The following is a 12,909-nucleotide window of genomic DNA, read 5'->3' on the forward strand; positions in this document are numbered from 1 at the left end:
TGATGTTCTCCTTAGTCCGTGCCGCTAGTAGGCGAAGGCCAGTACGTCGTCGTCATCGTTGTCCGGGTCCGAGGGGCCGTCCGCTGGTGAATGATCTGACGGTTCAAGCTCCGGCATTGCCGATGCCACGCCGCCACGAATGTAGCGGCTGAGCAGCACCAGTTCCACGACCAGCAGCACACCGTAGATTGTCGTGAGCGCGATCAGCGAGAAGAGCAGTTCTCCTGCGCTCACTGTCGGAGAGACCGATGCTGCGGTGTACATGAACACCTGGTCCACGCCACCCATCTGCGGGTTGGGGACTACAGTGAATGGCTGCCGGCCCATTTCGGTGAAAATCCAGCCAGTGGCGTTTGCGCCGAAGGGTGCGGCAATGCCTAGCAGGGCAAGGCGCGAGAGCCATTTGTTTTCTGGGACGGTGCCCTTGCGAGTGATCCATAGCGCAACGCCAGCAGCCAATGCCGAGAGCCCGCCGAGGGTGATCATCAAGCGGAAGCCCCAGTAGGTCACTTCCATCACTGGCAAGTAGTTGATTTCCTGGCCTGCGTACTTGCCGAAGGATTCATCGTTCGGATAGTACTTGCCGTATTTTTCCTGGTATTCCGGAATCAGCGTGTTCACGCCCTTGATTTCGGTGGTGAAATCCCCATTGGCCAGATACGAGAGAATGCCCGGGATTTCGAAGACCGCTACGACGTTGTCGCAGTTGGTTGAACCCTTGGCGGTGATATCTCCCAAGGACAGCACCGAGAAGCCTGTTCCATCGTGGCAAGCTGCCTCCGCAGCAGCCATTTTCATCGGCTGCTGCTCGAACATGAGCTTTGCTTGTTCGTGCCCGCTCAGTGCCACACCGAGGAACGCGACCATTGCTACCGCGGCGCCGATGCGCAGGGACTTGATCCAGACTTGGTAGTCCACCTTGTCACGGCTTTTACCGCGGCTGGGATCTTCGCCCACGACAACATATCCGTTGGCATCCACCGAGTCGATGCCTTCTTTGCGTCGGCGGTAGAGATGGAACCATGAGATGCCCAGCAGGAAGCCGCCGGCAACGGCGAAGGCACCGAAAATAGTGTGCGGGAACGTCACTAGCGCCGTGTTGTTGGTGAACACCGCCCATGCGTCGGTCATCACGGCTCGGCCGTCAACTATTTTCGTTCCAACCGGGTGCTGCATCCATGAGTTCGCAACAAGGATGAAGTAGGCGGAAAAGATCGTTGCCAGGGATGCGCACCAGATGGTTGCCAGGTGCACGCGTTTGGGAAGCTTCTTCCAGCCGAAGATCCAGAGCCCCAGGAATGTAGATTCTACGAAAAAGGCCAGCAGTGCTTCCATGGCCAACGGCGCTCCGAATACGTCCCCTACATAGCGGCTGTATTCGCTCCAAGCCATGCCGAACTGGAACTCTTGGACAATGCCCGTGGCGATGCCCATGATGAAGTTGATCAGGAAAAGCTTGCCCCAGAATTTTGTCATTCGCAGCCAGTGCTCGTTGCCGGTGCGATGCCACATGGTTTGCAGCGTGGCCACGGTCAGGCCTAGTCCAATGGTCAGGGGCACCATCAGGAAGTGGTAGACCGTCGTAATGCCGAATTGCCAGCGGGCAATCTCTAGAGCATCCATGGATTCCTCAACTATCGTGGGATCGAAGTTCAATCACTTTTCTACGTTCCGTAGAAAAGTTCTCCAAGGCCACCATAGACGATTTCGACAGCGTGTAGAAATCGAGCCGATGAGCAATTTCAGAAACTGGAAACTTCGCCAGTGCGCACGTGGGCGCAAATACTAAGCCTATTGACAGGGTTGTGTCTACGGTTCTTAAAAAACCCAAGTCAACAAGTTTCACCCGCGACATTCTCGCACCTCATTGCGAAACGGGTAAAGCATGTACTCACCCCTCTCTTTTACATGCCGTAGAAATATTGTGGAAAGATGGCTACAATTAAGAACCCAAGCAGTGTGCTTGCACTCCATGAGTCAAGCAACCGCGTCAAAACTAATGCAAGTGAGGTACGACCTAGTGGCCAGCCTTGGCGATCTGGAACGCTCCGTCATGGATCTTCTGTGGGATTCTGCAGAACCACTCACCGCGAATGACCTTCGTGATGATTTGGCGGCGCTTGGCACCGACGCGAAAGAACTCGCAGTCACTACGGTGCTGACTGTGCTAGCCCGTCTCGAAAAGAAGGGTTTGGTAGAGCGCGAGCGCACTACCCGCCCTCACCGGTACGCAGCTTCATCCTCCCGTGAGGATCACACCGTTGGACTGCTCAACGACGCCCTGGGCACCGCCCAGGACCGTGAAGCAGTCCTGGCACGATTCATCGGAGGCATCTCCCCCGACGAGGCAGCATCCCTGCGTGCTATCTTGGACTCAGTAAAGTCCGCATAATTTAGAAGAACTTCGGGGACTGAGTGCTTCTCACCTCATATTTCCTAGCGGCGTTGGCTATCGCATTGGCGTGGCCGACGCCGTTGGCTTTATCCAAGGCTAAATGGACCGCCCGCTCACCAGTGCAAGCGGTACTCCTTTGGCAAGCCATCGCATTAGGCGGTGGACTTTCCATGATCGGCTCGATGCTTGTTTGGGGCTTGGCCCCATTGGGCGATGACCTCATATCGGCGCTTCATGGCGGCTGGCTCCTGATAATGGGAGATCCCAGTGTGCCCGACCCCGGCGAAGTGCACCTGTTCGCCTTGAGCGCAGCACTGCTCTTCGGATTTCACCTGGTATTAACCCTCATACGAGCGGCTTGGCGCATCTCTCGCCAACGAGCCAAGCACCGGCATCTGCTGCGCCTCTTGAGCAACCCGTCCCAGACGCGGCCAAATACCCTAGTGATTGATCACGACATGCCTGTTGCATATTGCGTGCCGGGGATTTCGCAATCGGTGACCGTGCTATCGCGCGGATTGCTCACCCAGCTCTCTGCCGAAGAGCAACAGGCGGTTATTGCCCATGAACGCTCCCATTTGGATCAACGGCATGATCTGCTGATCCTGGCATTCACGGCGTGGCACGAAGCGTTGCCTTGGCTACCGACTTCACGCCTTGCCCTCGACGCAGTGCGCCAACTGATAGAAATGCTCGCCGACGACAAAGCACTGGAAAAGGTCAATAGGCACACTTTGCTCAAAGCCATTGTCACTGTCGCCACCGCCGCAGCAATGGATGATTCGTCGTCAAAGAATCATTCGTCCAGTGCCGGCCTAGTTGGCATGCCAGATGGTGAAGTCTCCTCCCGCCGGCTGCAACGCTTGCTCTCCCCGCAGGATCCGCTGGGCCGCCCGCAGCGCGCACTAGTGCTCCTGAGCACCATCATGTTGCTGATCTGCCCGACAGTCCTGCTCATCGCACCGCGGTTGCTGGACTGGTAGCACTCTCTTGGCGCAAACAGCGAAGTCCCTGGACCCCGTTAGGGCCAGGGACTTCGCCGTTTGCATTGCTCTAGACGTCGATACGATCTCGTTCAAGATCGTCGGCGCCGTCGATAATGAACTTCTTGCGAGGCGCTACGTCGGAGCCCATCAGCAGATCAAAGACCTCCTCGGCTGCCTGCGCATGCTCGATGCCGACACGGCGCAGCATACGATGACGCAGGTCCATGGTGGTTTCAGCCAGCTGGTCCGCGTCCATTTCGCCTAGGCCCTTATAGCGCTGGATCGGCTCCTTGTAGCGTCGGCCTTCCTTCTCCAAGTTGGCCAGCAGCTTGGTCATTTCCGCCTCAGAGTAGGTGTAGATAACCTCATTCTGCTTCGACCCCGGATTAATCACCTCAATGCGGTGCAGCGGCGGAACCGCTGCATAGACGCGACCGTGCTCGATCATGGGACGCATGTAGCGATAGAACAACGTCAACAGCAATGTCCGAATGTGCGCACCGTCAACATCAGCATCAGTCATCAAGATGATCTTGCCGTATCGGGCTTGCTCAATGTCGAAGCTGCGCCCCGAACCGGCCCCAATCACCTGGATCATCGCTGCGCACTCCGCGTTCGAGAGCATGTCCGAAATCGAGGCTTTTTGCACGTTGAGGATCTTGCCTCGAATTGGCAGCAGCGCCTGGTACTCGCTGGAGCGCGCGAGACGGGCAGTGCCTAATGCGCTGTCGCCCTCGACGATGAACAGTTCAGACTTTCCAACTTCCTTGCTGCGGCAATCGAGCAGTTTGGTTGGCAGCGAAGAAGACTCCAAAGCGGTCTTGCGACGCTGGGTTTCCTTGTGCATACGTGCCGACACGCGAGATTTCATCTCGTTGACGACCTTCTCCAGCAGCGTGGACGCTTCAGCCTTCTCGTTGCGCTTATTGGATCCCAGTCGGTCGTTGAGTGCCTTCTCCAGCACCTTGGAAACAATCTGGCGCACCTGCGGTGTACCCAAAATTTCCTTGGTCTGCCCTTCGAACTGCGGCTCTGCCAGTCGGACGGTCAGCACGGCAGTCATGCCCGCCAGCACGTCGTCCTTCTCCAGCTTGTCCTTCTGGCCGAACTTGAGCTTCCGTGCATTGGCCTCCACGTTCTTGCGGAAGGACTTGAGCATGGCCTGTTCGAAGCCGGCAGTATGCGTACCGCCCTTGGGGGTCGCAATGATATTCACGAAGCTGCGCAGCGAGGTTTCGTAGCCGATTCCCCAACGCACCGCGACGTCAACTTCGCAGACACGCTGCACATCTTCAATATGGCTGCGACCACTGCCATCGATGACCGGAACCTTTTCATGGAACGATCCGCTGCCATGGAAACGCCAGATGTCCGTGACCGGCGAGTCGCTGCTCAGATAGTCGACGAACTCGCTGATGCCGCCATCATGCTGGAACACTTCCTCATGAGGCCCGTCCGCACCCGGGGTATCCGGTAATCCACGTTCATCGCGCAGGGTGATGCGCAACCCAGGAACCAAGAAGGAGGTCTGGCGCGCTCGATCCTGCAAATCCTTATAGGAGAACTTCGCATCCGGGGTGAAGATATGGTTATCCGCCCAGTAGCGAATGCGCGTTCCAGTCACGCCCCGCTTGGCTTTGCCGATAACGCCCGGAGCCGTCGCCGTCTCATGAGCCTTGAAGGAAGCGTCCGCTTTCTTGCGGCCCTTATCGGTAAATTTGCCTGGCTCTCCACGACGGAACTGCAGGCCGTAGGTCTTGCCACCGCGGTCAACTTCGACGTCCAAACGGGCCGACAAGGCGTTGACGACCGAGGCGCCCACGCCGTGCAGACCGCCCGAAGCACTGTAGGAGCCGCCACCGAACTTGCCGCCGGCGTGCAGCTTGGTGAAGACAACTTCCAAACCGCTCAAGCCTGTCTTGGGTTCAACATCGACAGGAATGCCGCGGCCGTCATCCTGGACTTCAACGGAGCCGTCAGAGTGCAAGATGACGTCAATTGCCTGGCCGAAACCGCCCAGCGCTTCGTCAACTGAGTTATCGATGATCTCCCAGAGGCAATGCATCAAGCCACGGGAGTCGGTGGAGCCGATGTACATGCCTGGGCGCTTACGAACCGCTTCCAGGCCTTCCAAGACCGAAAGGTGCCGGGCGCTGTAATTGTCGGATGAAGCCACTGAGCTGTTGTCTCCTACTTGCATGAGAAAGTACGTCTTATTCCATATTCTAATCGTTAATGTGTTCGAATACCCGCTATTTTCCGGTGCTGCCCAGCACGCCGGTCCCCTATGACCTTATCCACATGCGCTACGCGGTGAGCGAAAGAAGAGGCAAATCGGGATAAAGTCAGAGCCCAAGCTGGTTGTATAGAGTAACCATCAACTTTAGGAGGCTGGCAATGACTACTACGACCGCTAGTCGTGAACTGAACGCCCTCGACCGGTGCGACCGCTGCGGCGCACAGGCCTACGTGCGAGCCGTGCTGGCTTCGACAGGCGGTGAGCTGCTCTTCTGCGCTCACCACGCCCGCGATGTAGAACCCAAACTGCGTCCGCAGACGTCGGTATGGCAGGATGAGTCTTCGCGACTCTATGAAAAGCCCAAGGTGGACGCCAACGACTAAACTCGTGGCCAGCCACTAATTCGAGAAGGTGACCCAATTCTGGGTCACCTTCTTCTTGCATTAACGGCAAATAAAAAAATGTGGCCAGCAGTTCATTGAATGAACTACTGGCCACATCCTCAGATTCTTAGTCTAGGTAATCGCGCAGCACCTGGGATCGCGATGGGTGACGAAGCTTGGACATCGTCTTGGACTCGATCTGGCGAATGCGTTCACGAGTCACACCGTAGACCTTGCCGATTTCATCCAAGGTCTTAGGCTGGCCATCGGTCAGGCCGAAGCGCATGGCCACCACACCTGCTTCACGCTCTGAGAGCGTGTCGAGCACCGAGTGGAGCTGTTCCTGCAACAGGGTGAACGAAACGGCGTCAGCTGGGACTACTGCTTCCGAGTCTTCAATGAGGTCACCGAATTCGGAGTCGCCGTCTTCACCCAATGGGGTGTGCAAGGAAATTGGTTCGCGACCATACTTCTGGACTTCGACAACCTTTTCAGGGGTCATGTCCAATTCCTTGGCCAGCTCTTCTGGGGTTGGTTCGCGGCCCAGGTCCTGGAGCATCTGGCGCTGGACACGTGCCAGCTTGTTGATGACTTCAACCATGTGCACTGGAATACGAATGGTACGTGCCTGGTCAGCCATGGCACGGGTAATTGCCTGGCGGATCCACCAGGTGGCGTAGGTCGAGAACTTGAAGCCCTTGGTGTAGTCGAATTTCTCCACTGCACGGATCAGGCCAAGGTTGCCTTCCTGGATCAGGTCCAGGAACAGCATGCCGCGGCCGGTGTAGCGCTTGGCCAGCGAAACTACGAGGCGAAGGTTGGCTTCCAGCAAGTGGTTCTTGGCGATCTTGCCGTCGTGGATGATCTGCTCATAGTCCCAGCGCAAGCGCTGGTCCATCGAGCCGTCGTCCTTTTCCAACTTGTCAGTTGCGAACAGGCCCGCTTCGATGCGCAGAGCCAAGTCAACTTCCTGCTCAGCGTTCAGCAGCGCGACCTTGCCGATCTGCTTCAGGTAATCCTTGACTGGGTCAGCGGTCGCTCCAGCGACCATGACCTGCTGCTGTGGAGCATCATCGTCACCGGTTGAAAGGGTGAAGCCCTTCGAATCATCGTCAGACTTCGAGTCCTTCGAATCGGTGCCTTGCTCAACATCGTCATCGGCGTCAGCCGACGCTCCGGTTGATTCGTCTTGCACTGCAGTTTCAGCAGCGACCTTTTTAGTCCGAGGCTTGGCCTTGGTAGCGCGCTTCTTCGCTGCAGGGGCGGCTGCCTCGACCTCGGCCGCTTCAACCTCGGCCTCAGTTGCTTTGCGATTAGCGTTCGTCTCAGAAGATGACACGAATAACCTTTCTAACGATGCGTTCCGGATGCACCTGCCGGTAACACCACTATGACCCTGTCAAGTCCGATGGCGTTTAATCATTGACTAAACACCGAGGGCTGGCACATTGATATCAACGCATCAAGCCCGCCTAATGTTCCCGAAATCCGGAGATTTCAAGACATAGGCAATTCGAACCTAACCGGGTCTGTTGTCCCATTATCCATGAATTGCCACCAGGACACCACTTGAGACACTCCGGCTGTTGCTGCTCAACTGAAACTAGCACGCCATGCCCGCAATTGGTCGGTCGCCCATTCTGGCATGATTCCATGGGACATCAGCTTTTGCAGCAGCCTGGCCAGCTCGTAATTCGGGTTTTCCTCGACCGCTCGCCCCAACAGGCACAACGCCATGGATCCCCTGCCTCGCGCCCACTCGATCCACGCAAGAATGCACAGCAGGGCCTGCCGCGCGTTGCCTTCAGCAACGCCGAGCAGGTCTCTGGCGACCAGCCACAACCGGTCAATCCTCTGCCAGTCCGGAGCATGCCAACCACGTCCCAGCAAATAGTTGGTCAACGGCGCGGCGGCAGCTTCGCGATCCCCGCGCATCACGCCGAACAGCACATCCAGTGATGCTTCAAGTCCTTGACCAGCCAGGTACGGAAGAAGGTCACGCACGATTTTCACTTCCAAGGAACCCAGTAGCAATGCGGCATGCTCATGCTCATCGTGAATCCAGGCCCGGGCTTCTGGCTCAGCTAGGTCCATGGTCTGCAGCCACGCTTCCAAGCAGTTGACGACGTTGTGCTGCTGATTCGAGATGATCTTCAGGATCTCAGCAGCCTGCGGCCATTGCGGGATTCCGCTACCGTCCCATGGAATATCCAACGGAGCCGACCCGGCGAAGACCAACGACAAATGCGTTTCGTTCGTTTCCACCGGGCGCACGGGCGTCGGCTCTGCGTAATCATCGGTCGCGTAGTTCCAGACCACACGATCCTGCCGGCACCAGCTGTGACGCAGCAAGACCTTTTTGCTTGTCAGCCCCTGCTCTAGCTGCGCGACCAGATCCGCGTAGGGAATACCGGAGCCGGCCGACGTTCCTTCGGGCGCATAGACCACCAGAACCACCCCTTGGATATGGGGCATTTGTTCTAGCAGACTCAGCAGCTGCGCGGTCCACGTCCCAAGCTCTGCAGCCGTGTTTTCCTCGGGCAGATCAACTCGCAAGGTCGCTTCCAGATGGTCCTCGTCTATCAGCATCAGCACGGCCGAATTCTGAGGATAGAAACCTAGGGCATGGGGCACATACGCCAAGATGTCCTCGCAACTGGACAGCGAGAGAGGGTGGCGTTCCGGTGTAGTTGTCATGGCTCCACGGTGCAACGCTGCGCTTGGCGCATGAGGTCAGAGGCTGCGAGCTGTGGAGAACCTTTCGGATCGCCCCGGTGCGGGCTTACTGCTCGGCGAGGAAGCGGCGTGCCTTGCGGCGTTCAACGACCATGAACACCATACCGAGCAATGCCATGGCGAACTGGACTGACAGGGCCACGCGGAAGGCCTGAAGATTGTAGAGCTCGCCCACCGAGCCGTTGGCCTTATACAGCATGTCCATGATGAATCCGATGACGTAGATCGTGACAAAGGCACCTATGAACCCGCCGGTGTTCACCAGGCCGGTGGCCGTTCCCAGCACCTGCGGCGGGTTGAACGTTCGGGCGAAGTCGAAGCCGATTACGGAGGCCGGGCCACCGGCGGCAATGGCGATCATCAATAGCACCAGAATCCATAGCGGGGCCTGCCCTGGCCAGAATAGGACGACTGCCCACATCACCAGGATTGAGCCGACAATGCCCAGGGCAAAGTTGGAACGCTGGCTGGCATGGCGCGAGGTCAGGGCGCCGAGGATCGGTCCCACCACGATGGAAACGACAACGAACACCGCCATCAAGCCCGATGCCAGCGCACCGTCTATGCCTTGGCCTTCGACAAGGAAAGGATAGCCCCAGGTCATCATGAAGGTGTTGATCATGAATGCCGTGGAGAAGTGGGTCCAGAACCCCAAACGGGTTCCTGGCTGTTTCCAGGCCCGGGCGATCCGCGAGCCGGTCTCCTGCTCCCCCTGGCCGGACCCTTCCCAGGTCCTGCCATTGCGCACGAAAGCGATCGTGGTGATGAAGGTGGCAAAAGCGAAACCGGACATGACCGAGAACGCCGCGGACCAGCCGACGCCCAGCAAGATCATATGGAAAGGAAAGAGGCTGATGAGCTGGCCGAGCTGGCCGAAGGTACCGGTGAGCTGGGTCAGCACCGGGATTCGCGAGCCGGAGAACCATAGGGGCAACAGCTTGAGCACCGATACGAAGACCATCGCATCGCCCATGCCAACCATGACGCGCCCGGCCAACCCCATGGGGACGTTGACTGAAATCGCAAGGAACGCTTGACCTGCGGCCATCAGCAGGGCGCCGCAGGTAATCAGGATGCGCGGACCGAATTTATCCAGCAGCAGCCCTACGGGCACCTGCGCGCCGGCATAGACAACCAGCTGCACGACGGAGAAGGTCGCCAAAATCTGCGCGCTGGCATCAAATCGTTCGGTGGCTTGGATGCCAGCGACGCCGAAGCTGGTGCGCTGCGAAATTGCAGAAATGTAGGCAAGAATTGCGAAGCCGAAGACAACCCACGACTTTGGTGAATTCAGATGGGCCTGGCTCACTGGTCGTGATCACCTGGCAACGGTTCGATGTGACCGTTTTTCAACCAATCTTCAGTGTTCTCAATGGCCGCAAGGAAATGCTCGGCGCTGGCGCCCAATTCCTCGGCATCCGCCATCTGCTCGTCTTCATCCAGCAACAGCGAGCGCGGTTCATGCTCTTTGGCATGCGCATCGAACCGTTCTTCGAATCCCTCGACCATTTGGCGAACATCGCTATTGGTTTCAAGCTGTTCGGCTAGCTGCTGGTCGACCAGTCGACCTGCCTCACGCAGCTTGTCCGTTGGCAAAGCCAGCTTCAGTGCCGCTCCTACGTATTCCAGCGTCGCAACGGCAACGGCCGGGTACTCGGATTCGGCGAGGTAGTGCGGGGTGTGCAGGGAGTATCCCACGACATCACGGCCAGCTTCGCTCAGGCGAATTTCGAGCAGCGAGGCCAGACCTGCTGGCGATTCCACCGTAGGGCTCCACGTCGAGATGTTCTCGATCAGATCCTTGCGGTTTCCATGTGCGGTAACGCCTACCGGGCGGGTATGCGGCACCGGCATCGGCAACGATGCGGTCCCCACAACCAGCGATACGTTGAAGGCTTCAATGAAGGAATGCAGTTCCGCGATCACGCGTTCCCACTTCAAGTCGGGTTCTACACCGGTGAGGAACCAGAACTTGCGGTCCATCTCATCGGTCATCAGGTAGATCTCCATGCGTGGAGCCTGGTATCCAGCGAAGTGGTCACCCAGGAAAGAGACCCGCGGGCGCTGGGAGGTGTAGGCGATCAGCTCATCGGCGTCGAAAGTGGCGAAGAGCTCCGAGTCGAGGCGTCCGAAAAGCTCGTTGGAGACCTGCGAATGGTTATGCCCGGCATCACTGATGCTCTTCAGCGAGACGAACATGCCAAGACCTTGAAGGCGCGAGTCATCCAAGTCGTCTGCGACCAGCGTCATCAACGATTCCTTGGACATTTTCTCCTCATTCAGGGTCGGCATCCGGCAAAGCGGGAGCGGCAACCATCGGCTGGGACTGCACTTCAAGTACAGATCAATGGTCCATCTTATCGCTACTTGGCTTTCGCTCGCTGTGAAGTAACGCACGATGACGCGGAACCTCGGATAACCTTGGGGTAGGAGACGCACAGCCCGCCGGCATGACCTGTTCCGGAAAACCACAGGGGCTGTCGCGACCTTAGACCCTACAAAGGCATAGAAGGAATGATTTTGTGATCAACTCCAGTGATCTCACTTTGAGCGCCATTGGCGCCGACATCAAGCGCAAGAGCGCTGACACTCTCATCCTGGGTGTACTCAAGAACGGCGAAAAGGTGTCCATCGCGGCATCCCCATTCACCGCCGAAACCACCACTTCCCTGGAGCATTCGCTTTCAGCTTTGGGCGTTGCCGGGAAGGCCGACGAAATCACCGCGCTGCCAGGCGTAGACGGTGCCAAGACCAAGACCTTGCAGTTCATCGGCCTGGGCGTTGACGAGCTAGCTGATCTGACCGAGGAGAAGCTGCGCCGTGCCGCCGGTTCGGCTGCCCGCCAGCTGAGCAACGCCAAGAGCGCCATTTTCGCCCTGCCTGCTGACAGCGTGGAGCGCGTGGCCGCCATCGCAGAAGGCATCGCGCTGGGCAGCTACCGCTACGAGAACCACCGTTCGAAGAAGAGCGAGAAGCCGGTACTGGCCGAAGCCCAGATCGTCACCTCGGTAGCGACATCCAAGGACCTGCCAGCAGTACTCAAGCGCGCTGCCATCCTGGGCCGCGCAGTACGCGGCACCCGCGATCTGATCAACGCCCCAGCCAACGTGCTGTACCCGGAGTCCTTCGCCGCAGCAGTGAAGGACCACTCCAAGTCCCTGCCGCTGAAGGTCACCATTTTCGACGAGAAGCGCCTTGCTAAGGACGGCTTCGGCGGCCTGATCGGTGTTGGCGGCGGTTCGGTTCGCCAGCCGCGCATGGTCAAGATCGAATACGCGCCGTCGAAGGCCGCCAAGCACATCGCCTTGATCGGCAAGGGCATTACCTTCGACACCGGTGGCACCTCGCTGAAGCCTGCTGCCGGCATGCACGCCATGAAGTCCGACATGTCCGGTGCCGCCGCGGTTTTCCAGACCGTTGCCGCAGTCGCCGAGCTTGGCCTGAATGTCAAGGTCACTGCCTGGCTGTGCCTGGCAGAAAACATGCCTGGCGGCGCCTCGACCCGTCCGGGCGATGTGCTGACCATGTTCGGCGGCAAGACCGTTGAAGTGCTCAATACCGACGCCGAAGGCCGCTTGGTCATGGCCGATGGCCTGGCAGCTGCCAGCTTGGAGAAGCCGGATGTCATGATCGACATCGCTACGCTGACCGGCGCCCAGATGCTGGCCCTGGGCCTGCGCACCGCAGGTGTCATGGGCGACAAGCAGGTCGCCAGCGACTTGGTTGCCGTCTCGGACAAGGTGGGCGAATTGGCTTGGGCCATGCCGCTTCCGGAGGAGCTGCGCCCGTCCATCGAGTCGCAGGTTGCCGATCTGGCGAACATCGGTGAGCGCATGGGCGGCATGATGACTGCCGCCGTGTTCCTCGAAGAGTTTGTCGGTGAAGTGGACGGCAAGAAGATCCCTTGGGCCCACATCGACTTCGCTGGTCCTGCGTTCAACGAAGGCAGCGCCTGGGGCTACACTCCGAAGAACGGCACCGGCTCCCAGGTACGCACCCTGGTTGCCTACGCAGAGCAGCTCGCTGCAGCAAACTAGCCGCAGCAACGCAGGACTAATGGCAGTTCCTGTGTCCTGGAACTCATCCCGGTATCGCCAGAACTATCTGCACGATGCCGGGATGAGTTTAAAAATAAGAGACATACCTGACTTTTAATGCCCCGAAGGTGAC

Annotated in this window: 10 protein-coding genes; 4 read left to right on the top strand and 6 right to left on the bottom strand. The window is 58.3% G+C overall.

Features of this window, described 5'->3' with window-relative positions:
• Window positions 1–24 precede the first annotated feature (24 nt).
• Window positions 25–1,623: a cytochrome ubiquinol oxidase subunit I gene (locus EDF61_RS12265; RefSeq protein ID WP_105656765.1), complete on the bottom strand. Its 1,599-nt coding sequence runs from the start codon at window positions 1,621–1,623 to the stop codon at window positions 25–27.
• A gap of 397 nt (window positions 1,624–2,020) precedes the next feature.
• Between EDF61_RS12265 and EDF61_RS12270 the strand changes: the two genes are divergently transcribed.
• Together EDF61_RS12270 and EDF61_RS12275 are read left to right on the top strand one after the other, a co-directional pair.
• On the top strand, window positions 2,021–2,392 hold the full coding sequence (locus EDF61_RS12270) for a BlaI/MecI/CopY family transcriptional regulator (protein ID WP_066144398.1): 372 nt from the start codon (window positions 2,021–2,023) through the stop codon (window positions 2,390–2,392).
• Window positions 2,393–2,649: 257 nt separating this feature from the next.
• Window positions 2,650–3,378, top strand: coding sequence for a M56 family metallopeptidase (locus EDF61_RS12275; RefSeq protein WP_332727150.1), 729 nt, complete (start codon window positions 2,650–2,652; stop codon window positions 3,376–3,378).
• A 70-nt stretch (window positions 3,379–3,448) separates the two neighbouring features.
• Here EDF61_RS12275 and EDF61_RS12280 read toward each other — a convergent pair whose 3' ends face one another.
• Window positions 3,449–5,557 (bottom strand): DNA gyrase/topoisomerase IV subunit B, encoded by a 2,109-nt coding sequence (locus EDF61_RS12280; RefSeq protein ID WP_105656859.1) that lies wholly within the window; start codon window positions 5,555–5,557, stop codon window positions 3,449–3,451.
• A 221-nt stretch (window positions 5,558–5,778) separates the two neighbouring features.
• Between EDF61_RS12280 and EDF61_RS12285 the strand changes: the two genes are divergently transcribed.
• On the top strand, window positions 5,779–6,003 hold the full coding sequence (locus tag EDF61_RS12285) for a DUF7455 domain-containing protein (protein ID WP_105656767.1): 225 nt from the start codon (window positions 5,779–5,781) through the stop codon (window positions 6,001–6,003).
• A gap of 127 nt (window positions 6,004–6,130) precedes the next feature.
• On the opposite strand, the gene EDF61_RS12290 is transcribed toward EDF61_RS12285, so the two are convergent.
• The 4 genes from EDF61_RS12290 to EDF61_RS12305 all read right to left on the bottom strand — a co-directional run bounded on the left by EDF61_RS12290 (window position 6,131) and on the right by EDF61_RS12305 (window position 11,007).
• Window positions 6,131–7,342, bottom strand: a complete 1,212-nt coding sequence (locus EDF61_RS12290; protein ID WP_105656768.1) for an RNA polymerase sigma factor — start codon at window positions 7,340–7,342, stop codon at window positions 6,131–6,133.
• A 254-nt stretch (window positions 7,343–7,596) separates the two neighbouring features.
• Window positions 7,597–8,700, bottom strand: a complete 1,104-nt coding sequence (locus EDF61_RS12295; protein WP_133834271.1) for a DUF4192 family protein — start codon at window positions 8,698–8,700, stop codon at window positions 7,597–7,599.
• A gap of 85 nt (window positions 8,701–8,785) precedes the next feature.
• On the bottom strand, window positions 8,786–10,048 hold the full coding sequence (locus tag EDF61_RS12300) for an MFS transporter (protein ID WP_105656770.1): 1,263 nt from the start codon (window positions 10,046–10,048) through the stop codon (window positions 8,786–8,788).
• Window positions 10,045–11,007 carry a proteasome assembly chaperone family protein gene (locus tag EDF61_RS12305; protein WP_105661472.1) on the bottom strand — a complete coding sequence of 321 codons (963 nt, stop codon included), beginning with the start codon at window positions 11,005–11,007 and terminating at the stop codon, window positions 10,045–10,047. Before EDF61_RS12305 ends, EDF61_RS12300 begins: the two co-directional genes overlap by 4 nt.
• Before the next feature lie 254 nt (window positions 11,008–11,261).
• Here EDF61_RS12305 and EDF61_RS12310 point away from each other — a divergent pair, with 254 nt between their 5' ends.
• Window positions 11,262–12,776, top strand: coding sequence for a leucyl aminopeptidase (locus EDF61_RS12310; RefSeq protein ID WP_105661473.1), 1,515 nt, complete (start codon window positions 11,262–11,264; stop codon window positions 12,774–12,776).
• Window positions 12,777–12,909 lie beyond the last annotated feature (133 nt).

This window comes from Arthrobacter sp. JUb115, assembly GCF_004365035.1.
Classification (GTDB): domain Bacteria; phylum Actinomycetota; class Actinomycetes; order Actinomycetales; family Micrococcaceae; genus Glutamicibacter.

Coding starts and splice junctions, on each gene's coding strand:
- EDF61_RS12265 (WP_105656765.1), bottom strand. CDS start 1,623: ATGGATGCTCTAGAGATTGCCCGCTGGCAATTCGGCATTACGACGGTC.
- EDF61_RS12275 (WP_332727150.1), top strand. CDS start 2,650: ATGGGAGATCCCAGTGTGCCCGACCCCGGCGAAGTGCACCTGTTCGCC.
- EDF61_RS12285 (WP_105656767.1), top strand. CDS start 5,779: ATGACTACTACGACCGCTAGTCGTGAACTGAACGCCCTCGACCGGTGC.
- EDF61_RS12295 (WP_133834271.1), bottom strand. CDS start 8,700: ATGACAACTACACCGGAACGCCACCCTCTCTCGCTGTCCAGTTGCGAG.
- EDF61_RS12305 (WP_105661472.1), bottom strand. CDS start 11,007: ATGTCCAAGGAATCGTTGATGACGCTGGTCGCAGACGACTTGGATGAC.